The 23,568-nt window shown below is 71.2% G+C and carries 19 protein-coding genes; 7 read left to right on the top strand and 12 right to left on the bottom strand.

The annotated features are described in order from the left end of the window. Nucleotides 1-28: 28 nt before the first annotated feature. From J7654_RS07735 to J7654_RS07710, 6 genes are all read right to left on the bottom strand, one after another. The gene (locus J7654_RS07735) at nt 29-1,456 is read right to left on the bottom strand and encodes a M20 family metallopeptidase (protein WP_209739589.1); all 1,428 of its coding nucleotides are present in this window, start codon (nt 1,454-1,456) and stop codon (nt 29-31) included. Between the two features lie 55 nt (nt 1,457-1,511). Further along, nucleotides 1,512-2,525: an ABC transporter ATP-binding protein gene (locus J7654_RS07730; RefSeq protein ID WP_209740327.1), complete on the bottom strand. Its 1,014-nt coding sequence runs from the start codon at nt 2,523-2,525 to the stop codon at nt 1,512-1,514. After that, on the bottom strand, nt 2,513-3,502 hold the full coding sequence (locus J7654_RS07725; protein WP_209739587.1) for an ABC transporter ATP-binding protein: 990 nt from the start codon (nt 3,500-3,502) through the stop codon (nt 2,513-2,515). Before J7654_RS07725 ends, J7654_RS07730 begins: the two co-directional genes overlap by 13 nt. Further along, nucleotides 3,499-4,428: an ABC transporter permease gene (locus tag J7654_RS07720; RefSeq protein WP_209739585.1), complete on the bottom strand. Its 930-nt coding sequence runs from the start codon at nt 4,426-4,428 to the stop codon at nt 3,499-3,501. Before J7654_RS07720 ends, J7654_RS07725 begins: the two co-directional genes overlap by 4 nt. After that, nucleotides 4,425-5,402 (bottom strand): ABC transporter permease, encoded by a 978-nt coding sequence (locus J7654_RS07715; RefSeq protein WP_209739583.1) that lies wholly within the window; start codon nt 5,400-5,402, stop codon nt 4,425-4,427. The genes J7654_RS07720 and J7654_RS07715 overlap by 4 nt, the downstream gene beginning before the upstream one ends. 73 nt (nt 5,403-5,475) lie before the next feature. Further along, on the bottom strand, nt 5,476-7,095 hold the full coding sequence (locus tag J7654_RS07710; protein ID WP_209739581.1) for an ABC transporter substrate-binding protein: 1,620 nt from the start codon (nt 7,093-7,095) through the stop codon (nt 5,476-5,478). Nucleotides 7,096-7,246: 151 nt separating this feature from the next. Here J7654_RS07710 and J7654_RS07705 point away from each other — a divergent pair, with 151 nt between their 5' ends. Together J7654_RS07705 and argE are read left to right on the top strand one after the other, a co-directional pair. Continuing rightward, complete coding sequence (locus J7654_RS07705) at nt 7,247-8,236, top strand: LysR substrate-binding domain-containing protein (RefSeq protein WP_209739579.1); 990 nt, start codon at nt 7,247-7,249, stop codon at nt 8,234-8,236. A 35-nt stretch (nt 8,237-8,271) separates the two neighbouring features. Continuing rightward, nucleotides 8,272-9,429 (top strand): acetylornithine deacetylase, encoded by a 1,158-nt coding sequence (argE, locus tag J7654_RS07700; protein WP_209739578.1) that lies wholly within the window; start codon nt 8,272-8,274, stop codon nt 9,427-9,429. A gap of 9 nt (nt 9,430-9,438) precedes the next feature. Here the strand turns inward: argE and J7654_RS07695 are convergent, their stop codons facing one another. Together J7654_RS07695 and J7654_RS07690 are read right to left on the bottom strand one after the other, a co-directional pair. Then, nucleotides 9,439-10,116, bottom strand: coding sequence for a response regulator transcription factor (locus J7654_RS07695; protein WP_209739577.1), 678 nt, complete (start codon nt 10,114-10,116; stop codon nt 9,439-9,441). Next, entirely contained in the window at nt 10,113-11,669 is a 1,557-nt protein-coding gene (locus J7654_RS07690; RefSeq protein WP_209739575.1) for a sensor histidine kinase, read from the bottom strand. Before J7654_RS07690 ends, J7654_RS07695 begins: the two co-directional genes overlap by 4 nt. A 162-nt stretch (nt 11,670-11,831) precedes the next feature. Between J7654_RS07690 and J7654_RS07685 the strand changes: the two genes are divergently transcribed. Genes J7654_RS07685 through J7654_RS07665 form a run of 5 tightly spaced genes read left to right on the top strand, consistent with a single transcriptional unit; the run spans nt 11,832 to nt 18,285 of the window. Beyond that, the gene (locus J7654_RS07685; protein ID WP_209739573.1) at nt 11,832-13,070 is read left to right on the top strand and encodes a glycosyltransferase family protein; all 1,239 of its coding nucleotides are present in this window, start codon (nt 11,832-11,834) and stop codon (nt 13,068-13,070) included. A gap of 4 nt (nt 13,071-13,074) precedes the next feature. Beyond that, nucleotides 13,075-14,322 (top strand): glycosyltransferase, encoded by a 1,248-nt coding sequence (locus J7654_RS07680; RefSeq protein WP_209739571.1) that lies wholly within the window; start codon nt 13,075-13,077, stop codon nt 14,320-14,322. Further along, nucleotides 14,322-15,497 (top strand): glycosyltransferase family 4 protein, encoded by a 1,176-nt coding sequence (locus J7654_RS07675; RefSeq protein ID WP_209739570.1) that lies wholly within the window; start codon nt 14,322-14,324, stop codon nt 15,495-15,497. Before J7654_RS07680 ends, J7654_RS07675 begins: the two co-directional genes overlap by 1 nt. Next, entirely contained in the window at nt 15,494-17,299 is a 1,806-nt protein-coding gene (locus J7654_RS07670; RefSeq protein ID WP_209739569.1) for an ABC transporter ATP-binding protein, read from the top strand. The genes J7654_RS07675 and J7654_RS07670 overlap by 4 nt, the downstream gene beginning before the upstream one ends. Before the next feature lie 14 nt (nt 17,300-17,313). Continuing rightward, a complete protein-coding gene (locus tag J7654_RS07665) occupies nt 17,314-18,285 on the top strand; it encodes a phosphotransferase (RefSeq protein ID WP_209739568.1) in 972 nt (323 codons plus the stop codon). Nucleotides 18,286-18,333: 48 nt separating this feature from the next. Here the strand turns inward: J7654_RS07665 and J7654_RS07660 are convergent, their stop codons facing one another. Genes J7654_RS07660 through J7654_RS07645 form a run of 4 tightly spaced genes read right to left on the bottom strand, consistent with a single transcriptional unit; the run spans nt 18,334 to nt 23,449 of the window. Continuing rightward, nucleotides 18,334-18,885, bottom strand: coding sequence for a sarcosine oxidase subunit gamma (locus tag J7654_RS07660; RefSeq protein ID WP_209739567.1), 552 nt, complete (start codon nt 18,883-18,885; stop codon nt 18,334-18,336). Between the two features lie 10 nt (nt 18,886-18,895). Beyond that, the gene (locus J7654_RS07655) at nt 18,896-21,895 is read right to left on the bottom strand and encodes a sarcosine oxidase subunit alpha family protein (protein WP_209739566.1); all 3,000 of its coding nucleotides are present in this window, start codon (nt 21,893-21,895) and stop codon (nt 18,896-18,898) included. Further along, nucleotides 21,892-22,179, bottom strand: coding sequence for a sarcosine oxidase subunit delta (locus tag J7654_RS07650; protein WP_209739565.1), 288 nt, complete (start codon nt 22,177-22,179; stop codon nt 21,892-21,894). Before J7654_RS07650 ends, J7654_RS07655 begins: the two co-directional genes overlap by 4 nt. 13 nt (nt 22,180-22,192) lie before the next feature. Continuing rightward, on the bottom strand, nt 22,193-23,449 hold the full coding sequence (locus J7654_RS07645) for a sarcosine oxidase subunit beta family protein (protein ID WP_209739562.1): 1,257 nt from the start codon (nt 23,447-23,449) through the stop codon (nt 22,193-22,195). Nucleotides 23,450-23,568 lie beyond the last annotated feature (119 nt).

Below are 23,568 nucleotides of genomic sequence, written 5' to 3'. Positions count from 1 at the left end.
GGGGAGAGCCCCCGCGAACGCCCGGCCGTCAGTGCCCCGAGGGGCGCGGCTGGATGGGCGCCGAGACGCCCTCCGGGATGGGGCTCTCATAGGGCGTGCGATCGGTGCGCGCCTTGTGATCCGCCTTGGCGCGGGCGAGCAGCGCGGGGTCGGACAGGAGATCGACCGCCGTGCCGGCCATGACCTTGGCGGCATAGACCAGCCCCTTGTGGGCCTGGCCGGACTTGCCTTGCGCGGTGATCTGCCAGGAATGGCCCGGCGTGCCGATCGCGTGGGTGGCGGCGCGGGCCTGCACGGTGGGCACCACCCAGGACACGTCGCCCACGTCGGTGGAGCCGATCATCGCCTCGCCCTCGGCCTCCAGCGGCACGATGAAGTCGCACAGCGGCGCGTCCTCGCGCGGCTCGGCGCCGGCGCGGCGATAGTCGTTCAGTATGTCCTCCTGCGACAGCGTCGCCTGGATCGCGCGGGCATAGGCGCGGTCCTCATCGTCGAAGGCGACGGGGCCGAGGCGCTGCATGTTGGCGTACATGACCTCCTCCATCGGCGTGTTGCCGAGGAGGTTGGACACGGCCGACAGGATCTTGATCTCGACCTTGGTCTCCGTCATCAGCGCCGCGCCCTCGGCCACCTTCTTCACGCGCTCGTTCAGCGCCTTCATGCCGTGGATGTCGCGCGAGCGGATGGCGTAGCGCACGGTGGCCCTGGCCTGCACCACGTTGGGCGCGATGCCGCCGGCGTCGATCAGCGCATAGTGGATGCGCGAGTCGGAGGGCACGTGCTCGCGCAGGTAGTTGACGCCCACATTCATCAGCTCCACCGCGTCGAGCGCGCTGCGGCCCAGATGCGGGGCGGCGGCTGCGTGGGAGGCGCGGCCGGTGAAGGTGAAGTCGATGCGCGTGTTGGCAAGGCTCTTGGCGTCGTCGACGCGAGTGATGGAGGCCGGATGCCAGGTGATCGCCGCGTCCACGTCGGCAAACAGCCCGTCGCGCACCATGAAGGCCTTGGCGGCCCCGCCCTCCTCGGCCGGGCAGCCGTAATAGCGCACCGTGCCGGGCAGGCCGTTCTCCTTCAGGTAGTTCTTGTAGGCGGTGGCGGCCAGCAGCGCCGCCGAGCCGAGCATGTTGTGGCCGCAGCCATGGCCGTAGCCGCTGCCCGGCAAGGGCTTGTGCTCGGCGATGCCGGCCTCCTGGCTAAGCCCCGGCAGGGCATCGTACTCGCCGAGGAAGGCGATGACCGGGCCGCCCTCGCCCGCCTCGCCCACCACCGCCGTCGGGATGCCCGCCGGCTCGTCGGTGATGGCGAAGCCCTCCGCCTCCAGCATAGCGCGGTGCTCGGCCACGGAGCGGAACTCGGTATAGGCGAGCTCGGGCATCTCCCAGACACGGTCGCTCAGCGCCAGATAGTCGGCGCGCCTCTCATCGACGAGTTCCCAGATGCGGGCGGTGTTCTGCATGATGCTCTCCTCGCTTTCATGATGCGGCGTCCATATGCGCCGCTGGCGGGCCCTGTCAGGCCCGGTCGTTCAGGTGGCAGGCCGACATGCGCCCGGGCGCGACCGCCTTCAAGGCCGGCCGCTCGGCGCGGCACCGCTCGAAGGCGTGCGGGCAGCGCGGGTGGAAATGGCAGCCGGGCGGCGGATCGAGGGGCGAGGGGATCTCGCCCTTGACGGGCGAATAAGCCCGCCGCCTCGTCTCGAAGGTGGGCACCTCGGCCAGCAGCGCCTGGGTGTAGGGGTGGTTCGGCACGGAGAACAGCGACTGCGCCTCCCCCTCCTCCACGATGCGCCCGAGATACATGACCGCGATCCGGTCCGAGATATGCTCGACGACGCCCAGATCATGGCTGATGAAAAGATAGGTGAGAGACAGCTCCTCGCGCAGGCGCATGAAGAGGTTGAGGATCTGCGCCTGGATCGACACGTCGAGCGCGGCGACCGATTCGTCGCAGACGATGAAGTCCGGGTTCACCGCCAGCGCCCGTGCGATGCCGATGCGCGCGCGCTGCCCGCCGGAGAACTGGTGCGGATAGCGCTTGCGGGTGGAAGGGTCGAGGCCGACGCGCTCCAGCACCCCGTCCACATAGCCGTTCAGCTCGCCCCGCGGAACGAGCCGGTGGACGCGCGGCGCCTCCCCCACGATCTCGTCCACGCGCGAGCGCGGGTTGAGCGAGGACATGGGGTCCTGGAAGACGAGCTGGACCTTGAGCGCGGCGTCTCGCGCCTCGGCGCCCTTCAGCCCGGCGACGTCCTTGCCGCGAAAGCGGATCTTGCCCTCGCTCGGCGGCAGGAGGCCCGCCACGACCCGGCCGAGCGTGGACTTGCCGCAGCCCGATTCGCCCACCAGGCCCACGACCTCGCCTTTGCCGATGGACAGATCGACGCCGTCCACCGCGTGCACCGTGCGCGGGCTCACCCGCGAGCCGAGCAGCCGCGCGGTGCGCTCGGCGATGTCGAGGTCCTGCACGAAGCGCTTGGAGACGTTGGCGACTTCCAGAACGGGGGTGGACTGGCTCACGAGAGGGATGCCTCCATCTGTGCGGGGCCATGCGGATGGACGCAGCGGGCGAGGCGGCCGGGCGCCTTCTCCTCCAGCGCCGGCTCCTGCGCGCAGGCCGCGTCCGCGCGCGGGCAGCGCGGCGCGAAGGTGCAGCCGCGCGGCAGGTTGAGGAGAGAGGGCGTCATGCCCTTGATCTGCTCCAGCATGGAGCCGTGCGGCTTGCCGTGGGGCACGGAGGCGATGAGGCCGCGCGTATAGGGGTGGATGGGGTTGGCGATGATCTCGGCCGTCGGCCCCTCCTCCACGATGCGGCCCGCATACATCACCGCCAGCCTGTCCGCGAGGCCGGAGACGACGGCCAGATCGTGCGTGATCCAGATCAGCGCCGTGCCCGTCTCGGCACACAATTTCTGCACCTCGGCCAGGATCTGCGCCTGGATGGTGACGTCGAGCGCGGTGGTGGGCTCGTCGGCGATGATGAGGTCGGGCTTGTGCAGGAGGGCGATGGCGATGGCCACGCGCTGGCGCATACCGCCCGAGAACTGATGCGGATAGCTTTCCAGCCGCTCGTCCGGCGCCGAGATGCCCACCTGCACCAGCGCCTGGCGCGCCCGCTCGCGGGCGGTGGCCCGGCTCACCTTCTCATGCGCCTGCACGGTCTCGATCATCTGCGTATCGACCCGCAACACCGGGTTCAGCGTCATCATCGGGTCCTGGAAGATCATGGCGATGCGCTTGCCGCGCAGGCCGCGCATGGCCTTCTCGCCGCCCTTGACGAGATCGATGCCGGCAAAGGCGATCTCGCCCGAGACGACGCGCCCCGGCGGATCGACGAGGCCCAGCAGCGAGAAGCCGGTGACGGACTTGCCGGAGCCCGATTCTCCGACGAGGCCGAGGATCTCGCCCTTGTCGAGACGCAGGCTGACCCCGTCCACCGCCTTGGCCACGCCGTCGCGCGTGAAGAAATGCGTCTTGAGATCGGTGACTTGAAGCAGCGCCGTCATTTCTGGAGCCGTGGGTTGAGCACGTCGCGCAGGCGGTCGCCGACGAGGTTGATGGCAACGATGGTGACGAGCAGCGCCACGCCCGGAAACACGCTCACCCAGTAGCGGCCCGAGAGCAGGTAGTCGTAGCCGTTGGCGATGAGCAGGCCGAGCGAGGGCTCGGTGACGGGCACGCCGACGCCGAGGAAGGAGAGCGTGGCCTCCAGCGCGATGGCGTTGGCGATCTGGACGGTGGCGACCACGATCAGCGGCGGCACGCAATTGGGCAGGAGGTGGCGGAACATGATGCGCCGGTGCGAGAAGGCGAGGCACCGCGCGGCCTGGATATAGTCCTTGCGTGTCTCCACGATGGCCGAGGAGCGCACGGTGCGGGCATAGTAGGCCCATTGGACGATGATGAGCGCGATGATCACCTTGTCCATGCCGCGCCCGAACAGGGCCAGCAGGATCAGCGCGATGAGGATCGAGGGAAAGGAGAGCTGGAGGTCCACCACGCGCATGATCAGGCTGTCCACGCGCCCGCCGAAATAGGCCGCCGCCGTGCCCGCCACCACGCCGATGGTGATGGCGAAGGCGAGCGATACGAAGGCGACGACGAGCGAGATGCGCAGGCCGTAGAAGATGGCCGAGAGCATGTCGCGCCCCTGCGGGTCGGTGCCCAGCCAGTAGGTGAGCCCGGAGAAGCTCGTCTCGCCGGGGGCGAGCCCCCCGTCCATGATGTCGAGCTGGGCGAGGTCGTAGGGGTTCTGCGGCACGATCCACGGCGCGGCGAAGGCGAGCGCGGCCACGAGGGCGAAGACGAGAAGGCCCAGAACCGCCAGCCTGTCCTCGAAGAAGCCGCGCACCAGCCGCCGGAAGGGGGTCTCCACCGCGGCGGGCCTTGCCGCCAGCGGCTCCACGGCCGCCACCACCGCCTCCTCGCTCATGCCTTCACCTCCGACAGGCGCACCCTCGGGTCGAGGAAGGAGTAGAGGATGTCCACCACGAGGTTGATCGTGATGATGATGACGACGGTGAGCATGAGGTAGGCCACGATCACCGGGCGGTCGAGGAGATTGATGGAATCGATCAGGAGCTTGCCCATGCCGGGCCAGGCGAAGACCGTTTCGGTGACGACCGCGAAGGCGATCATCGAGCCCAGCTCCAGCCCCAGAATGGTCACGACCGGGATCATGATGTTCTTCAGGACATGGACGAGGACGATGCGGCGGGGCGACAGGCCCTTGGCGCGGGCGAACTTGATGTAGTCCTGCAGGCAGACCTCCCGGGTGTTGGCGCGCGCCAGGCGGATGACCAGCGCCATCTTGAACAGGGCCAGGTTGAAGGCCGGCAGGATGAGGTGGGTGAGCCCGTTCGTCGTCAGGAAGGAGACGCGCAGGCCGAAGAGCTCGACCGTCTGCCCGCGCCCGCCGGCCGGCAGCCAGCCCAGGAAGACGGCGAAGATCAGGATGAGGATCATCCCCTGCCAGAAATTGGGCAGCGAGAAGCCCAGGATCGAGCCGGCCATGACCGAGCGCCCGCCGATCGTATCGGGCTTCAGCCCGGCATAGACGCCCAGCGGCACGCCGAGCGCGACGGAGATGACGAGAGCGACGAAGGCCAGCTCCATCGTCGCCGGCAGGCGCTCCATGATGATGTCGAGCGCCGGGCGCCCGTAGACGAAGGAGGTGCCGAGATCGCCGCGCAGCGCGTTGCCCGCGAAGGTGAGGAACTGGCGCCAGAGCGGCTGGTCGAGGCCCAGCCGCGCGATGGTGGCCTCGATCTCGGCCTGGTTGGCGTCCGGGCTGACGAGCACGTCGACCGGATTGCCGATGGCGTAGACGCCGAGGAACACGAGCGTCGCCATCGCCGCGATGGCGAGGAGACTCTGCCCGATCCGCCTTACCAGATAGACGATCATCGCGACCTCATGGAGCCGATGGAATGCAGGCCGGCCGGATCGGGCGACCCGGCCGGCGAGGGATGGGCGCGTGTCAGTCCCCGGCGCTCGCGTCCGCCGGGCGCACCGCGAAAGCCAGTGTGTACTGGTCCACGCGCGGCTCGTAGGCGATCTCGGGCTTCATCGCCCAGGCCGAGCGCTCGTAGTGCAGGGGCAGGATGCCGAAATCGTCGAGCGCGATGGTCTCGGCCTCCTGCAGGAGGCGGGAGCGCTCCTCGTCGTCGATCGTGACCATGGCCTCGCGCAGGATCGTGTCCAGCTCCTCGCTGGAGTAGCGTGCCGCATTGGTCACGCCCATGCCGGCCTCGCGGTCGTAGGTGGCCACGAGCGACTTCAGCGGCGAGGACATCTCGCCGGAGGAGGCGCCCCAGCCGGCCAGGTAGAGCGGGAACTCCAGATTGTTGCGTCGCGAGAAGAACTGGCTGGCGGTCGTGGCGTCCACCTGCGTGCGGATGCCGATGCGCGTCAGCATCTGCGCGACGGCCTGCGCCACCTGCTCGTCGTTGATGTAGCGGTCGTTGGGCGTGCCGAGCACGACGCCGAAGCCGTCCGGCCAGCCCGCCTCGGCCAGAAGCTCCTGCGCGCGGGCCGGGTCGTAAGGGTCGACGGCGCGGCCCGAGGTGCCGAACATGGGCGGCGGAAGCAGCTCGCCCGCCGGCTCGGCATAGCCGTTCATGATGCGCTCGACGATGGCCTCGCGGTTGATGGCCAGCGACATGGCCTGGCGGACGCGCGGGTCCGTCATCGGGTTGGCGCCATCGGTGCCGGTCAGGCTCGGCGCCTCATCCTCCTGGAAGGGCGCCAGATAGATGACGCGGTTCGACAGCGTGTCGACGACGTTGAACCCGGCCTGCTCCAGGCGCGGCAGATCCTGGATGGGCGGGGATTCGATAAGGTCCACGTCGCCCGACAGGAGGGCTGCGACGCGCGGGCCGGCGCTGGTGATCGGGCGCAGGACGACCCGCTCCCAATGCGGCGCCTCGCCCCAGTAATCGTCGTTGCGGGAAAGGACGAGCTGGGCGCCGCGCGTGAATTCCACGAGCTTGTAGGGGCCCGTGCCCACCGAGACGGCCGGGTCGTTGAAGGCGGTAGCCTGCGGCACGGTGCCCATGCCCTCGCAGCCCTCGCCGTTGAAGACGACCTCCTCCTCGGCGCCGGCCGCGTCGGCCGAGAGGATGGCGATGGTGGAGCTTTCCACCGGCATCAGCGGGTTCGGGCCGTTCGTCTCCACGATCAGCGTATGGTCGCCCTCGGCGCGCATGGCCGTGACCGACTGGGTGTAGATCGAGAAGGAGGAGGGCGAATTCTCCACCAGCGGCACGCGGCAATAGCTGTAGATCACGTCGCGCGCGGTGAAGGGGGTGCCGTCGTGGAAGGTCACGCCCTCGCGCAGGGTGTAGCGCCAGGTCGTGTCGTCCACCGCCTCCCACTCGGTCGCCAGCGCCGGCTGGAGCCCCTGAAGCGCGTCCTGCGCGATGAGGGATTCGAAGATGTTCTGGCGCACCTGCGAGTTGGTGGCCAGATTGTGGAACTGCGGGTCCATCGAGGTGGCCTCGGAGGCGAGGCCGATCGTGAGCTGCTGCGCCGACGCGCCGCCCGCAAGCGCACTTGCCGCGATCAGTCCTGCCGCTAGGCTGGTCGAATAGGAATTCATCGCCTCTTCTCCATCAGGTTGAAACCGCCATGGGGCCGGGGGCCGCTCCGCCGCCCGCTCGCCGCCCCTGTTGGCACGAACGCTATTATGCGCTAATCAAATTGGAAAGAAGAAATTCTATGCATAATGATTATATGTCGCGCAGGCCCCGGTGAGCGAGATCGACGACAACCGGCCTCAGGAACGCCGTTCCGGCATCACGCTTCGCGAGCTGGAGGTGCTGCGCGCGCTGGTGGAGGCGGGCACCACCACGGCTGCGGCGCGCCAGCTCGGCCTGTCCCAGCCCGCCGTCAGCCGTGCCCTCGGGCAGCTCGAAGCACAACTGGGGCGAAAACTCTTCGAGCGGGCGGGCGGGCGCCTGATGCCCACCGCCGAGGCGCTTTTCGCCAATGAGGAGGTGGAGCCCATCTTCGCGGCGCTTTCGCGCATCCAGGACCGCACGGCCGCGCGGCGGCGGCTGCATCGCGGCGCCTTTCGAATCGCGGCGCCGCCCACCATCGCCCACCGTTTCCTGCCGCCCTTCATCGCCCGGTTCGGCAAGGCCAATCCGGAACTGGAAATGTGGTTCGAGGTGGTTTCCAGCGACGTGCTGACCACGGGCGTGGCGGAAGCGCGCTTCGACATCGCGCTAACCGACAGCGTGCCCTCCCACGAGGGCGTGCGCATGGAGCTCCTGCTGGACACGACGGCGATCTGCGCCCTGCCGGCGCGCCACCGGCTCGTGGGCAAGGAGGTGATCCGCCCGGAGGACCTCGGCGCGGAGCCCTTCGTGGCCCTGACGCGCCGCCATTCGGGGCGCATCGCCATCGACCGCGTGCTGGAGCGGGCGGGGGTCACGCCGGCGATCGTCATCGAGACGGCGACGGCGGTGTCGGCCTGCGAGTTCGTGCGCGAGGGGATGGGGCTTTCGCTCCTCAACCCCTTTCCCATCGCCCGCCAGATGGGCAGCGGCATCGTCGTGCGGCCCTTCCTGCCGGAGATTCCCTACCGGACCTCGTTCCTCATGCCGTCCAGCCGGCCGAAATCGCCGGCGGTCGCCGATTTCATGGACCTCGTGCGCGACGGGGCCGGCCACCGGCAGGGAGGCCGGTCCGCATTCCAGGCCCCTTCGGCCGGGCCCGGCCCGGAGGAATCGCCTTGACGCCCCTGCCCGACATGCCCCCAGAGGAGTTCCCGATGGCATCGCCCACCAGCACGCAGATGCTCGCCCGGCTCGTGGCCTTCGACACGACCAGCCGAAACTCCAACCTGCCGCTGATCGACTTCGTCGCCGGGACGCTGGAGGCGCAGGGCGTGGCGTGCCGGCGCGTCTTCGACGAGACCGGGCTCAAGGCCAATCTCTGGGCGACGATCGGGCCGTCGGACGAGCCTGGCATCGTCCTGTCCGGCCACACGGACGTGGTGCCGGTGGACGGGCAGGCCTGGACGAGCGATCCCTTCACCCTCACCGAGCGCGACGGGCGGCTCTACGGGCGCGGGGCCTGCGACATGAAGGGTTTCCTGGCCTGCGCGCTGGCGGCTGTGCCGCGGATGCGCGCGGCCGGCCTCAGGCGGCCCATCCACCTCGCCTTCTCCTATGACGAGGAGGTGGGGTGCCTCGGCGTCGTGCCGCTCCTCGAGGCGCTGAGGGCGGACGGGGTGCGGCCGGCCTTCTGCGTGGTCGGCGAGCCGACCTCCATGCAGGTCGTGACCGGCCACAAGGCCAAGCGCTCCATGCGCGTGACGGCGCGCGGGCGCGCCTGCCATTCCTCGCTCGCCCCGCAGGGCGTCAACGCGGTGGACTACGCCGCGCTGGTGGTGGTGCGGATGCGCGAGATCGCCCGGCGACTGGCCACCTGCGGGGGGCGGGACGAGGCCTACGACATTCCCTTCACCACCGCCCATACCGGCACCATCGCGGGCGGGACGGCGCTGAACATCGTGCCCGACGAGTGCGTGCTGCAATGCGAGTTCCGCGTCCTGCCCTTCGAGGACGCGGACGCCCTCGTGGAGGAACTGGCCGCCTATGTCGCGGAGCTGAACGCCGAAATGGGCGCGCACGCGCCCGAGGCCGGTATCGAGCTGGAGGTCTATGCCGGCTTTCCGGGACTGGAGACGCCGCCGGACGCGGAGGTGGCGCGCCTCGCCAGGAGCTTCTCGCGCACCAACGGCCATTCCAAGGTGGCCTACGGCACGGAGGCCGGGCGCTTCCACGAGATGCTCGGCACGCAGACGATCGTCTGCGGCCCCGGCTCCATCACGCAGGCGCACAAGGCCGACGAGTTCATCGCCATCGAGCAGATCGCGGCCTGCGACGCCTTTCTCGAGCGCCTGATCGACTGGGCGCGCGGCTGAGGCGCGGGCTCACGCGCCGGGGGCGGCCAGCCTGTAGCCGACGCCGCGCACGGTGCGGATGAGATGCCCGTCATGGTCGCCGAGCTTGGCGCGCAGATAGCGGATATAGACGTCGACCACCTTGGTGCCCGGATCGAAGCCGTAGTTCCAGACGCTGGACAGGAGCCGCTGGCGGCTCACCACCTTGCCGGCATTGGCCATCAGGAAGCGCAGCAGCTCGTATTCGCGCGGCGTGAGGGAGACGTCCTCCCCGTTCATGGTCACGCGGTGGCTCGTCTCGTCGATCTCCACCGGGCCCACGGCCAGCCGGCCGCTCGCCTCCCACACCGGGGCGCGCCGCTTGAGCGCGCCGATCCGCGCCAGCAGCTCGTCGAAGGAGAAGGGCTTGGTCAGATAATCGTCCGCGCCGCCCTGGAGACCCTCGATCTTGTCGGGCAGGCTGTCCTTGGCGGTGAGCATGAGGATGAGCACGGGACGCGCCTCCTGGCGCACCGTGCGGCACAGCGTCAGCCCGTCCATGCGCGGCAGCATCCTGTCCAGGATGACGAGGTCGATGCCGTTCGCCCGGATCGCCTCCAGCGCCGACAGTCCGTCCGTGGCGGTCGCCACCGAGAACCCCTCCGCCTCCAGCCCGCGTTGCAGGAAGGAGAGGATGCGCGGGTCGTCCTCGACGAGAAGCACGTTCATCGCGGCACCAGCGGCAGGCGGATGCGCAGGCGCGCGCCCGCCCCCTCCTCCCGGCCTTCCAGCGCGATCTCGCCGCGGTGCCGCTCCACGATGGTGCGCGCGATCGAGAGGCCGAGGCCCAGCCCCCCGGGGCTGCGGCCCCGCGCCGCCGGCCCGCGATAGAAGCGCTCGAAGGCCTGCTCGCCCTCCCCGTCCGGCAGGCCGATGCCGCTGTCTGAAATCACGATCTGCGCCTCCCCGGCGATGCGGATGGCCGAGACGGTGACGAGGTCGCCGCGCGCGGAATATTTGATGGCGTTGTCCAGCCCGATCAGGAAGACCTGCCGCAGGCGCGCGGCGTCGGCCTGGAGAATCATGGACGGGTCCTCCACGCGCGATTCCACCGAAACGCCCGCCCGCTCCGCCAGCACCTGGCTGTCGGCGATGGCCTCGCCCAGCACCCGCGCCAGCTCGACCGGCTCCAGGTCCAGCGGCACGTCCTCGCTTTCGGAGCGCGCGAAGGCGAGGAGCTCCTCCAGGAGGCGGCCCATCTCCGCGGCCTGGGCACGGATGCGGGAGAGGGAGTCGCGGTGGCTCTCCCCGTCGCCCGCGCGCAGGGCCACGTCCGCCTCGCCGCGCAGGATGGTGAGGGGCGTGCGCAGCTCGTGGCTGACATCGGCGAAGAACTGCGCCCGCTGCCCGTCGATGCGTTGCAGCCGCTCGTTGGCCAGCGTCAGCTCGCGGGTGCGCGCGCGCACCTCGCGCTCCAGCCCGAGTTGCGCGGCCGCCAGTCCCTCCTGCTTCTCCTTCAGGGTCTTGGCCATGGCGTCGAAGCTGGCGGCGAGGCGCGAGAAATCGCCCCGGCCCGCAATGCCCACACGATGGTCGAGATCGCCCTGGGCGATGGCGTCGGCGCCCTGGCGAAGGCGGCGCACGGGATGGACGATGTCGCGATAGAGCAGCCGCCCGAGGGCCGCGCAGGAGAGGCTGGTGAGGATGGACAGGAGGATGGCGATGGCCACCAGCCGCGCCTGGCGCTCGCGCGCCTCGGCCAGTTCCGCCGCCAGCTCGCCTCGCGCCTCGCTCGTCGCGCTCGCCAGCAGCGTCTTGAACTCGTAGGAGAGCTGATACTCGACATCGCTGCGGAAGGCGGCCACCGCTTCGGCCTGCCGGCCTTCCTCGCGCAGGCGGAAGATGTGTTCGGCGGCCAGCGCGATGGCCCGGTGCACCTCGCCCAGGCGCTGCACCAGCGCCGTGTCGAACCGGCCCTCGGCGCCGGCCGATTCGCTCGCCAGATCGCCCAGCTTCCGCAGGCTCTCGTCCACCGCGAGGCTGGCCCTGAGGAAGTCGTCCATCTGCTCCTCGCCGAGGAGCAGCACCTCGGCGATCTGCTCGGCGTGATTGCTCACGCTCTGCTCCACGTCGTTGAGCGCCTGGAAGCGCCGCTGCGTCTCCGCGATGCGCTGCACAACGCCTTCCGTGGTGCGAAGGCCCACCCAGGTGATGGCGATGGAGGACGCGATGAAGGCGGCCACCACGAGCAGCAGGACGAGGATGCGCTCGCGGATCGGCATGGCCGCGCGCCGGGCGCGGAAGGGCGCGCGCCTCTCATCAACTTCTAATCCCGCTCTTTCCAAATTCTAACCTTTTCGCCGCCGACGGGCCTTTTGCGTCATCTAGATGACATTCCGATAACAGGAGCGACCTCGCCCCATGGAACAGGAAAGCCCGGCCTGATGACAGCCCCCTTCGCGCCGCAGCATGGAGAGCGCTTCGACGCGGCGAGGCTTCGCCGCGTCGTGCTCTACTCGCACGATACGATGGGCCTTGGCCATTTCCGCCGCAATCTCCTCATCGCGGACGCGCTGACGGGCGCCGATCCTGGCACCGAGGTTCTGATGGTGACGGGGCTGGCCTGCGCGGGCGCCTTCCCGCTGCCGCCGCGCGTGGAGTGCCTGACCCTGCCGGGCTACGCCAAGGACGTGGAGGGCGCCTATCGGCCGCGCGTCTTCGCGATGGAGGCCGACGAGCTGGCGCATCTGCGCGCGGCCACCATCGGCGCGGCGCTGGAGCGCTTCGCCCCCTCGCTGGTGGTGGTGGACAACGTGCCGCTCGGGGCGATGGGCGAACTTCGCCCGGCGCTGGAGGCTCTGGGACGGCGCGCGGACGCACGCACCGTGCTGGGCCTGCGCGACATCGTGGACGAGCCGGAGACGACCCGGCGCGAATGGGCCGCCAGCGGCGCGCTGGCCCAGATGGAGGCCAGCTACGACGCCATCTGGATCTATGGCGACCCTCAGGTCTTCGACGCGCGCAGGGCCTACGCCATCGCGCCATCGCTGGCCGCGCGCATGCGCTTCACCGGCTATCTGGACCGCACGGCCGGGCTTGCCGACGCAGCTCCGGGCGCGATTCCGGCCGAGCCCTACGTGCTGTGCGTGGTGGGCGGTGGGCAGGACGGCGTGGCGCTCGCGCAGGCCTTCCTGCGCGCCCCCGCGCCGCCGGGCCATGTGCGTGTCCTCGTGGCGGGGCCCCTGATGGCGCCGGAGGACAGGGCCGGCCTTGCCGCGCTGGCGCGCCCCGGCGACATCATCCACGACTTCCTGCCCGAGCCGGTTCCCCTGATGCGCGAGGCCGCCGCCCTGGTGTGCATGGGCGGCTACAACACCGTCTGCGAGGTGCTGGGGCTCGACACGCCGGCGCTCGTCGCGCCGCGCACCGTGCCGCGCCTGGAACAGATGGTGCGCGCCGAGCGCCTGGCCGCGCGCGGGCTGCTCGACTGCCTGCCGCCCGAAGGCGTGGAGCCGCAGGCCATCGGCCTCTGGCTGGCGCGGGCCACGGGCGCGCGCCACGACCGGCATGGCCGGATCGATCGCGGCGCCCTGTCGCGCCTTCCCGTGCTGGCGCAGGCGGTCCTGGCCGCCCCGCGCCGCGTGAAAAGCCCCCTCGCCCCTCTCGCACTAGCCGCCGAGTGAGCCCATGCAGAGCCCCCTGAAGATCGGCTATGTGCTGAAGCGCTACCCCCGATTCTCCGAGACCTTCGTCGTCAACGAAATCCTGGCGCATGAGGAGGCCGGCGTCGAGATCGAGATCTTCTCGCTGCGCACGGTTCTCGAAACCCATTTCCAGGACATCCTGTCGCGGGTGCGCGCGCCGGTGAACGCCGTGCAGCACGTAGCCCCGAAGCTGCGCGAGATCGGGCCGCTCCTGTCGCGCGCCCAGATCGAGCTGCCCGGCCTTTCGGCGGTCCTTGCCGAATGCGCGGAGGTTCCAGGCGAGATCCTGATGCAGGCGATCGAGGTCGCGCTCCTTTCCCGCGAGCGGGGCATCGAGCATCTGCACGCCCATTTCGGCACACGCGCCACCACCGTGGCACGGCTCGCCGCCTGTCTGGCGGCCATCCCCTACACCTTCACCGCCCACGCCAAGGACATCTACTTCGCCTATGAGGAATCGGTGGACCTCGGCGTGAAGATGCGCGACGCGGCCGCCGTCATCACGGTTTCGGACTACAATCTCGACCATCTGCGCCGCACCTTCGGCATGAGCCATGTCCACCGCCTCTACAACGGCATCGACCTAGAGCGCTTCGCCTTCTCGCCGCGCGCGGGCGCAGGCACCGGGCGAAGCATCCTCGCCGTCGGGCGGCTGGTGGAGAAGAAGGGCTTCGACGTGCTGGTGGACGCCTGCGCCATCCTCAAGCGGCGGGGCGTGCCCTTCGAGGCGCGGATCATCGGCGACGGGCCCTTGCTGGCAGACCTTGGCGAGCGCATCGCGGCGCGCGGGCTCTCGGCGGAGCTGCGCCTCAGCGGCCCGCGCCCGCAGGCCGAGGTGCTGGCGGCCATGCGCGAGGCCGACCTCTTCGTCGCCCCTTGCGTGGTGGGCGAGGACGGCAATCGCGACGGGCTGCCCACCGTGCTGCTGGAGGCGATGGCGCTCGGCGTCCCGTGCGTCTCGACCCCCGTCACCGGCATCCCGGAGCTGGTGCGCGACGGCGAGACGGGGCTTCTGGTGCCCGAGCACGATGCCCCGGCGCTGGCCGACGCCATGGCACGCCTCCTCGGCGCGCCGGCCCTGGGCGCGCGCCTGGCGAAGGCCGGCCGCGCGCTTGTGGAGGCCGAGTTCGACATCCGCGCCAACGCGGCCCGGCAGCGGGAGATCTTCCAGGCGCTGCGCGCGCCGGCGCCCCGCGCCTCCCCGCGCCCGCGCCTCGCGGAGGTGGGCTGATGCATATCGCCTATGTCTGCGCCGATCCCGGCATTCCCGTCTTCGGCGCCAAGGGCGCCTCGGTGCATGTGCAGGACATGGTCCGCGCCATGCGCCGGCTGGGGCACGAGGTGACGCTGATCGCCCGGCGGCTGGGCGGAACGGCGCCGGCCGACCTCGACGATCTGGACCTTGCCCGGCTGCCGCGCACCTCCGGCCTGACCGGCGCGGCGCGCGAAAGCGCGCTGATCGGCCACGACCCGCATGTGACCGCCCTGCTTTCCGGCCTTCCCGGCGTCGACCTCGTCTATGAGCGCCATTCGCTGTGGAGCGCGGCGGCCATGGGCTGGGCGGCGGCCGAGGGCCTGCCCTCGGTGCTGGAGGTGAACGCCCCGCTGGTGGAGGAGCAGGCGGCCCATCGCGGCCTCGTCGATCGCGGCACCGCCATGTCCATGGCCCGCGAGGCGATGGGCCGGGCCGGGCTCGTCCTGTGCGTCAGCGAGCCGGTGGCGGCCCATGCGCGCGCCATGGGCGTGGAGGCGGACCGCGTCCTCGTGGAGGAGAACGGCGTCGATCCCGTGCGCTTCGGCGCCCTGGCGCCCCGTCGCGCCCCCATGGAGGGCACGCCCTTCGTCGTCGGCTTCCTCGGCACGCTCAAGCCCTGGCACGGCACCGCCACGCTGCTGGAGGCCGTGAGCCGCCTGCGCGCCGAGGGGCGGGACGTGGTGATCCGCATCGTCGGCGACGGGCCGGAGCGGCCCGCGCTGGAGGAGCAGGCGCGCGGTGCCGGGCTTGCCGGCGCAGTGACCTTCGCGGGCACCGTCGCGCCCGCCCTCGTGCCCTCCCATCTTCAGGAGATGCATGTGGGCGTGGCGCCCTATCCGCCGCTGCACGGCTTCTACTTCTCTCCCCTGAAGGTGCTGGACTACATGGCCGCCGGCCTTCCGGTGGTCGCCAGCCGCACCGGCACCCTGCCCGAGCTTCTGCGCGAGGGGTGCTTCGGGCGCCTGACCGAGCCGGGCGATGCGGCGGCGCTGGCGCGCGCGCTGGCCGCCAAGATGGACGACTACCCAGCCGCGCTCGCGCGGGCCGCCGAGGCGCGCGTCCACGCGCTGGCCGAGCGGAGCTGGGACGGCATCGCCGCGCGGGCGCTGGCCGCCGCCCGGCCGGGCATCGCCGAAGCGTGCGCGGCATGAGCGCGCCCGATTCCCGCGCGCCGATCAAGCGCCGCAGCCGGCCGAAGGGCTTTCGCAAGGCGCTGCCGGGGCTGACGCGCGTCGCCTCGCGCCTGCGCCCCTATCTGAAGCCCCATCGCACGCTTCTGGGCGGCGGGCTGGCCGCTCTCCTCCTCTCCACCCTCTTCCGCATCCTCGAGCCATGGCCGCTCAAGCTGGTGGTGGACAATGTCCTGGGCTCCGAGCCGCTGCCGGCCTGGGCCAGCACGCGCCTGTCGTTCCTGGACCCGGCGGCCGGCGGGGCGACGGCGCTGATGGCCGTCGCGCTCGTCGCGCTGGTCTTCGTGGTGGTGCTGCGGGCGGTCAGCGCCTATGCCGCGACGCTCGCCTTCGCCATCGTCGGCAACCGCGTGGTCACGCGGCTGCGCTCGGACCTCTTCGCCCATCTTCAGGCGCTGCCGCTCGCCTTCCATGTGCGCGCCCGCGTGGGCGACCTCACCATGCGGCTGATGTCCGACATCGCCATGGCGCGCGAAACGGCCGTGACGGCCTTCCTGCCGCTGATGGGCAACGCGCTGATCCTCGCGGCGCTGGGCATCGTCATGCTGGTGATGAACTGGCGGCTGGCGCTGATCGCCCTCGCCCCGCTGCCGCTCGTCTGGCTGATGACGGTGCGGCGCGGACGGCGCATCCAGGAGACGAGCCGCAAGCTGCGCAAGCGCGAGGGGCAGATGGCGGCGGCGGCCGGCGAGGCGCTGGCGGGCATCCGCTCCGTGCAGGTGCTGGGGCTGGAAACGCGCGTCGGCTCGCTCTTCGAAACCGCCAACAAGGCGGGGCTCAAGCAGGACGTGGCCGGCAAGCGCCTCTCGGCCGGGCTGGAGCGGCGGGTCGAGATCGTGGCGGGCGTGGCCACGGCCGCCGTCATCTTCTTCGGCGCGCGCATGGTGCTGGAAGGCGCGCTGACGCTGGGCGGCCTGCTCGTCTTCCTCACCTATCTGCGCACCATGCTGCGTCCCGTGCGCGACCTGGCCAAGTTCTCCGCGCGCCTGGCCAAGGCAAGCGCGGCGGGCGAGCGCATCCTCGACGTGCTCGACGTCTCGCTTCCCGGCGAGCCGGAGGGCGCGCAGGAGATGGCGCGCCCGCGCGGCGAGCTTTCCTTCGAGAAGGTGCGCTTCGCCTACGAGCCGGGGCGGCCGGTGCTGGAGGGGCTCGATCTGTCCATCCGCCCCGGCGAGATCGTGGCCGTGATGGGCCCCTCCGGCTCCGGCAAGTCCACCATCGCCGACCTTGCCCTGCGCCTTGCCGACCCGGACGAGGGCACCATCCGCATCGACGGGCAGCCCATCACGCAACTGCGCCGCCGCGCCCTGCGCGGGCACATGGCGGTGGTGTTGCAGGACACGGTGATCTTCGCCGGCACCATCCGCGACAATGTCGCCGTCGCGCAGCCGGAGGCCAGCGAGGAGGCCGTGCTGGCGGCGCTGGAGGCGGCGGGGCTGCGCGAGACGGTGGAAAGCTGGCCGGAGGGCATCGACACGCCCGTCGGCGAGGGCGGCGCCGACCTTTCGGGCGGCCAGCGCCAGCGCATCGCCATCGCCCGCGCCGCGCTTTCGAACGCGCCCATCCTCATCCTCGACGAGCCGACCACGGGTCTCGACCGACGCACGCGCGAGGGCGTGGTGGAAACGCTGCTCGCCATGGCGAAGGGCCGCTCCACGCTCCTCATCACGCATGAGGCCGACCTTGCCGCGCGCGCCACCCGCGTCCTCGTCCTGGAGGAGGGGAAGCTCGTGGAAGAGCGGCCGCCGATGGCCGCCGAGTAGACGGGCGGGACGCCATGGAACGCACAGCAAGGCTCGAACGCCTGATCGCCAGGGCCAGCGCCCCGAAAGGGCGCACCGCCGCAGCCATCGGCGCGGAACTCACGCGAACGCTGGGGCCGGGCGCGCTCGGCTCCACGCAGGTGCTGCGCCTGAAGCCCGGCCGCCGCGCGCTCCTGCGCCTTCACTGGCGCAAGGCGGGCGGCGAGGTGCCGGTGCTCGCCAAGATCCGCGCCAAGGCGCACGACCACGCCGCCGTCGATATCCAGCGCCGGCTGGAAGGCCTCTCGGCCGAGGGCTTTCCCATCGCCGCGCTGCTGGGAGAGGTGCCTTCGGCGCGCCTCTGGCTCCAGACCGATCTCGGCGGCGTGGGCGGCGGCGCCTTCCTGGCCGATGGGGGCGACGCCGCCCTGTTCGGTGCGCGCAGCGCGGCCGCCATCCGCCGCCTGCACGAGAGCGGCGTGCGTCTGGAGCGCGAATGGAGCGTGCCGGACGAGGCGGCCGTCATGGGCAAGGCGCTGGACAGGCTCGCCGCCGGCGCCCCCCGTTTCGCACCGGACGCCCGCCGCCTGCTGCAAACGGCGCTGGACGTTCTGTCCGGCCTCGGCCCCTTCGAGGCGCGCGCCATCCATCGCGATTTTTACATGGATCAGGTGCAGGTGACGGAACGCGGCTTCGCGCTGGTCGACCTGGACCTCGCCGCGCACGGCGATCCGGCGCAGGACGCCGGCAATTTCCTCGCCCATCTCGACGAATGGCGGCTGCGCGAGCCGGGCCTTTCCGGGGCGCTCGAACAGGCGATCCACGCCTTCTCCGCCGGCCTGCCCTTCTCGCGGCAGGACAGGGAGCGCATGGCGCGCTGGCGGGCGATCTCCCTGACGCGTCTGGCCGCCATCGGCCACGCGCTGCCGGAACGCGCCGCGTTCACCGCCGTCACCATCGAGGCGGCGGAGCGGGCGCTGGGGGCCGAGGCGGTTCCCGCCGTTTGAGGGATGCGAGCTCGGGGGTTGAGGGCCGGCCGCCTCCCCGCCTCCGCCTCAAAGCCCGGCCGCGAGCTCCCGGCCGATCGTCTCGAGCAGGCCGTGGACATGGGCGGCGTATGAGCGCCAGAACTCCAGGCGGAAGCGCTCGGGCGTTTCCTTGACGAGGAGCACGGCCACCTTGTCGAAGAGCGTGCGCGTCGCCGTGCCCGCGGCCATGGCCTCCAGATCGAGCGGGCACACGGCCATCAGCGCGTAGGCGGCGCGGGGGCCTTCCACGAGCAGCGCGCATTCGCGGTCGCTCACCTCCACGAGGCTGAGGGGGGCCGGCAAGGCCGCGAACAAGGCGGGCAAGGCCGCGCCGTCCCGCGGGCGGCAGAAGAGGAACCATTCGTCCGGCCCCACGCACACGGCGCGCCGCCCCTCCTCACCCTCGACGCCACCGATGCGCGAGGGGATGGAGAGGCCGAAGGCCTCGCTCGCCTGCGCGAGCGAGGCGGGGTCGATCCGCAGCGAGAACCGCGCGCAGGGCTCGGCCGGACGGACGGCGAAGGGCGCGGCGAACGGGGCGGGCGCGATGGCGTCCAGCGGGTCGAAGGCTTTCAGCATGGTCGGCTCCTCACGCGTTCAGCCGCGTGCCTTCGGGGTCCAGGAACACGGTTCCCGTCACCTCGGCCTCGAGGGTGGCGTCCGGCATGGGGATGTGGACGCGCGAGCCGGCCAGCGCGCGGCCGTTCTCCACCAGCGCCAGCGCGATGGAGCGGCCCAGAGCCTCGCTCCAGTAGGCGGAGGTCACATGCCCCACCATCCGCATCGGCACCGTGCCGGCGGGGTCGAGAACGATCTGCGCACCCTCCTCCAGCACCGTGCCCGGCTCGCGCGTGAGAAGGCCGACGAGTTGCCGGCGGCCGGGCGCCATCAGATCGGGGCGCGCAAGGCCGCGCTTGCCCACGAAGTCGGGCTTGGCCTTGCCGATGGCCCAGGCCAGGCCCGCATCCTCCGGCGTCACCGTGCCGTCCGTCTCCTGCCCGACGATGATGTAGCCCTTTTCGGCGCGCAGGACGTGCATGGCCTCGGTGCCGTAGGGGCAGATGTCGTAGGCGCCGCCGGCTTCCATCAACTTCTCCCACACGGCCAGGCCGTAGCGGGCCGGCACGTTGACCTCGAAGCCCAGCTCGCCCGTGAAGCTGACGCGGAAGAGCCGCAGCGGCACGCCGAGGATCGAGCCCTGGGCGATCGACATATGGGGGAAGGCGCCGGCCGAGATGTCGATGCCCTCCACGAGAGGCTCCAGAACCTTGCGTGCGTTCGGCCCGTTCAGCGCGATGACCGCCCATTCCTCGGTGGTGGAGGTGAGCCAGACCTTGAGGTCCGGCCACTCGGTCTGGCGATAATCCTCCATCGTCGCCAGCACGCGCGGCGCGCCGCCGGTGGTGGTGGTGACGTGGAAGCGGTCGGGCGCGAGGCGGCCGATCACCCCGTCGTCGCGGATGAAGCCATCCTCGCCCAGAAGCAGGCCGTAGCGGCACCGGCCGGGGGCGAGCTTCGTCCAGGAATTGGCGTAGAGGCGGTTCATGAACTCGGCGGCGTCCGGCCCCACCACCTCGATCTTGCCGAGCGTGGAGGCATCGAAGATGCCGAGCGAGGCGCGGGTCGCCCGGCATTCGCGCCGCACGGCCTCCTCCATGCTCTCGCCGCCCTTGGGGAAGTAGCGGGCCCGCCGCCAGAGCGCGACCGGCTCGAACACGGCGCGGTTCCGTTCCGCCCAGGGGTCGATCGGGGTCTTGCGCGTCACCTCGAAATGCGCGCCCTGCCCGTAGCCCAGAAAGGCGCCGAAGCTGGTGGGCGTGAAGGGCGGGCGGAAGGTGGTGAGCCCCACCTGCGGCACCGGCCGGCCGAGCGCGCCCGACGCGATGGCCAGGCCGTTGATGTTCGAGGTCTTGCCCTGGTCGGTCGCCATGCCGGTCGTGGTGTAGCGCTTGATGTGCTCGATGGAGCGGAAGCCCTCGCGCACGGCGAGCTTCAGGTCCTTGGCCGTCACGTCGTTCTGGAAGTCGACGAAGGCCTTGGCGCGGGCCGGATCGCCCGCCATCGGCAGCTCGGCCCTCGCCTCGCCGCTCGCCGGCCCAACGCCGCCGGCGGCCAGGACGGGTGCGTGAGCCTCGAAGCCCGCGTCCCGCGCCGCCGCCGCGCCCGCCTGCGCGCCGCCCGACAGGGCCGCCTCCAGCGTGAAGACGCCCGCGCCGGCCCCCGCGCAGCGCACCGCCTCCTCCGGCTCGCCGGGCAGATAGGCTTGCAGCTCCTCGTTCCAGTCCAGCTTGCCGCGGGAGTGGGAGAAGAGGTGGACGCTGGGGGTCCAGCCGCCCGACATCAGCAGGCAGTCGCACTCGATCCGCCGGCCCTTGCCCGCCCCGCCCACCGCGCCCAGCGGGTTGACGGTGGCCGAGGAGAGGCGCAGGCGGCCCGCCGTGCCGGACACGGTCCAGCCGGCCAGCACCTCGATGCCGAGGGCCCGCGCCCGGTCCGCCAGGGCCTGCGGCACCGCCGCCCGCAGATCGAGGATCGCGGCAATTCTCACGCCGGCCTCGGCGAGGTCGAAGGCCGCGTCCCAGGCGCTGTCATGCGAGGTGACGACGAGCGCCCTCTCGCCCACCTTCACCCCGTAGCGGTTGAGATAGGCGCGCGCCGCGCCCGCCAGCATCACGCCGGGCCTGTCATTGCCGGCGAAGACCAGCGGCTTCTCGATGGCCCCTTGCGCCAGCACCACCTGCCTCGCCCGCACCCGCCACAGCCGCTCGCGCGGCGCGCCGGAGGGCGGGGCGGCGAGGTGGTCGGTCAGCCGCTGGCACAGGCCGATCATGTTCTGGTGGTAATAGCCGATGGCCGTGGTGCGCGGCAGGAGCGTGACATTGTCCATGGCGGACAACTCGCCGCGCACGGCCTGCGGCCAGTCCTGCGCCGGCCGTCCCTCCACGCTCGCATGGCCCTCGGCCAGGAGGGAGCCGCCCATTTCGGCCTGCTCGTCCACCAGCATCACCTTCGCGCCCGCGCGGCCCGCCGCGAGCGCGGCGGCAAGGCCCGCCGGGCCCGCGCCGACCACGAGCACGTCGCAATGGGCGTAGCGGCTGGCGTAACGGTCGGCGTCCTTCTCGTCCGGGGCGCGGCCGAGGCCCGCCGCATGGCGGATCACCGGCTCGTAGAGCCTGTCCCAGAAGCCCTTCGGCCACATGAAGGTCTTGTAGTAGAAGCCGGCGGTGAAAAGCTGGCCGAGCGCGTCGTTGACCGCGCCCACGTCGAAGGCAAGGCTCGGCCAGCGGTTCTGGCTCTCGGCCCTCAGCCCCTCATGGAGCTCGACCACGGTGGCGCGGTTGTTGGGCTCCGCCCGCCCCGGCCCCCGGTCGATCCGCACGAGGGCGTTCGGCTCCTCCGAGCCGGCCGAGAGGATGCCGCGCGGGCGGTGATACTTGAAGGAGCGGCCGACGAGATGGACGCCGTTGGCCAGAAGCGCGGAGGCCAGCGTGTCGCCCGGATGGCCCTCGTAGCGCTTGCCGTCGAAGGTGAAGCCGAGCGTCCGCGAACGGTCGATCCGCCCGCGCCCGGCGATGCGGCAGCGGCTCATGGCGCATCTCCCTGCGGCCGGGGCTCGCCCGCCTTGTAGGTGGCGTGGAACTTGTCGCTCACCGTCTCGCGCAGCGCGTTGAAGAAGCGCCCGCAGCCATGGACATGCCGCCAGCGCTCGGCCATGAGGCCGCGCGTGTTGGAGCGCACATAGAGGAAATCGCGGAACTCATCGTCCGACAGAGCGGAGGGGTCCGCCGGGCGGGCGACATGGGCCTCCCCGGCATAGGCGAACTCCACCTCGGGCCGGTCCTCGTCGCAATAGGGGCAGCGGATCAGAAGCATCGTTGCCCCCTCCTCAATGCGCCACGGCGGCGGCCGCCGCCTCGTCGATCAGCCGGCCGGTGGCAAAGCGCTCCAGCGCGAAGGGCGCGTTGATGGGGTGCGGCTCGTCGCGCGCGATGGTGTGGGCGAAGAGATGGGCCGAGCCCGGCGTCGCCTTGAAGCCGCCCGTGCCCCAGCCGCAATTGACATAGAGCCCCTTCACCGGGGTCTTGCCGAGGATGGGCGAGCGATCCGGCGTCACATCGACGATGCCGCCCCATTTGCGCAGCATGCGCATGCGGGTGAAGACGGGGAAGATCTCGCAGATCGCCGCCAGCGTGTGCTCGATGACGGGCAGGCCGCCGCGCTGCGAATAGGAGATGTACTGGTCCGTGCCCGAGCCGATGACGAGTTCCCCCTTGTCGGACTGCGAGATATAGGCGTGCACGGTGTTGGACATGACGACGCAGGGAAAGACGGGCTTGACCGGCTCCGACACCAGCGCCTGCAGCGGATAGCTCTCCAGCGGCAGGCGCAGGCCCGCGCTGTCCATCACGACCGAGGTGTTGCCGGCGGCCGAGACCGCGACCTTCTTCGCCCTGATGAAGCCGCGCGCCGTCTCCACGCCGCACACCGCGCCCGAGGCATCGCGGCGGATGGCGGTGACGGGGCAGTTCTGGAGGATGTCCACGCCCCGCGCCGAAGCGCCGCGCGCATAGCCCCAGGCCACCGCGTCGTGGCGCGCCACGCCGCCGCGCCGCTGCACGGCCGCGCCGACGACCGGGTAGCGGGCGGCGGGGGAGAGGTCGAGCGGCGGGCAGAAGGCCTTGGCCTCGCGCGCGCTCAGCCATTCGTTGTCCACGCCGTTGAGGCGGTTGGAGTGGATGTGGCGCTTGAAGCTCTGCACGTCGTGCACCGTGTGCGCCAGCATCATCACGCCGCGCCGGGAGAACATGACGTTGTAGTTCAGCTCCTGGGACAGGCCCTCCCAGAGCTTGAGGGAATGGTCGTAGAGCGCGGCGCTCTCGTCGTAGAGATAGTTGGAGCGGATGATGGTGGTGTTGCGGCCGGTATTGCCGCCGCCGAGCCAGCCCTTGTCGATCACCGCCACATTGGTGATGCCGTGCTCCCGGGCGAGATAATAGGCCGCGCCCAGCCCGTGGCCGCCCGCGCCCACGATGACGACGTCGTACTCGGCCTTCGGGCTCTCGGGCTCCCGCCATTGCGGCTGCCAGTTCCGGTGCCCGGACAGGGCGTTCATCAGGATGCCGGCAAAGGAGAAACGCGTCATCGTCGTGCCTTCGGGTCGCGATCGCGCCAGCCTACAGGAGCCCCCCGGGGGCAGGGAGAGAAGGAACGCGCCATCTTCTCGGTATGGAGGCGACGCGTGCGGCGAAACGGAAAGGGCCG

It is taken from the genome of Aureimonas populi, assembly GCF_017815515.1.
GTDB classification, from domain to species: Bacteria; Pseudomonadota; Alphaproteobacteria; order Rhizobiales; family Rhizobiaceae; genus Aureimonas; species Aureimonas populi.
The sequence above is the reverse complement of the archived record's forward strand: the minus strand, read 5'-3'. Positions and strand labels throughout refer to the sequence as shown.

What these genes read in the sequence shown, in the direction of transcription:
- J7654_RS07735 (WP_209739589.1), bottom strand. Translation starts at nt 1,456, where the DNA reads ATGCAGAACACCGCCCGCATCTGGGAACTCGTCGATGAGAGGCGCGCC.
- J7654_RS07725 (WP_209739587.1), bottom strand. Translation starts at nt 3,502, where the DNA reads ATGACGGCGCTGCTTCAAGTCACCGATCTCAAGACGCATTTCTTCACG.
- J7654_RS07720 (WP_209739585.1), bottom strand. Translation starts at nt 4,428, where the DNA reads ATGAGCGAGGAGGCGGTGGTGGCGGCCGTGGAGCCGCTGGCGGCAAGG.
- J7654_RS07715 (WP_209739583.1), bottom strand. Translation starts at nt 5,402, where the DNA reads ATGATCGTCTATCTGGTAAGGCGGATCGGGCAGAGTCTCCTCGCCATC.
- J7654_RS07710 (WP_209739581.1), bottom strand. Translation starts at nt 7,095, where the DNA reads ATGAATTCCTATTCGACCAGCCTAGCGGCAGGACTGATCGCGGCAAGT.
- argE (WP_209739578.1), top strand. Translation starts at nt 8,272, where the DNA reads ATGGCATCGCCCACCAGCACGCAGATGCTCGCCCGGCTCGTGGCCTTC.
- J7654_RS07695 (WP_209739577.1), bottom strand. Translation starts at nt 10,116, where the DNA reads ATGAACGTGCTTCTCGTCGAGGACGACCCGCGCATCCTCTCCTTCCTG.
- J7654_RS07690 (WP_209739575.1), bottom strand. Translation starts at nt 11,669, where the DNA reads ATGCCGATCCGCGAGCGCATCCTCGTCCTGCTGCTCGTGGTGGCCGCC.
- J7654_RS07685 (WP_209739573.1), top strand. Translation starts at nt 11,832, where the DNA reads ATGACAGCCCCCTTCGCGCCGCAGCATGGAGAGCGCTTCGACGCGGCG.
- J7654_RS07680 (WP_209739571.1), top strand. Translation starts at nt 13,075, where the DNA reads ATGCAGAGCCCCCTGAAGATCGGCTATGTGCTGAAGCGCTACCCCCGA.
- J7654_RS07675 (WP_209739570.1), top strand. Translation starts at nt 14,322, where the DNA reads ATGCATATCGCCTATGTCTGCGCCGATCCCGGCATTCCCGTCTTCGGC.
- J7654_RS07670 (WP_209739569.1), top strand. Translation starts at nt 15,494, where the DNA reads ATGAGCGCGCCCGATTCCCGCGCGCCGATCAAGCGCCGCAGCCGGCCG.
- J7654_RS07665 (WP_209739568.1), top strand. Translation starts at nt 17,314, where the DNA reads ATGGAACGCACAGCAAGGCTCGAACGCCTGATCGCCAGGGCCAGCGCC.
- J7654_RS07660 (WP_209739567.1), bottom strand. Translation starts at nt 18,885, where the DNA reads ATGCTGAAAGCCTTCGACCCGCTGGACGCCATCGCGCCCGCCCCGTTC.
- J7654_RS07655 (WP_209739566.1), bottom strand. Translation starts at nt 21,895, where the DNA reads ATGAGCCGCTGCCGCATCGCCGGGCGCGGGCGGATCGACCGTTCGCGG.
- J7654_RS07650 (WP_209739565.1), bottom strand. Translation starts at nt 22,179, where the DNA reads ATGCTTCTGATCCGCTGCCCCTATTGCGACGAGGACCGGCCCGAGGTG.
- J7654_RS07645 (WP_209739562.1), bottom strand. Translation starts at nt 23,449, where the DNA reads ATGACGCGTTTCTCCTTTGCCGGCATCCTGATGAACGCCCTGTCCGGG.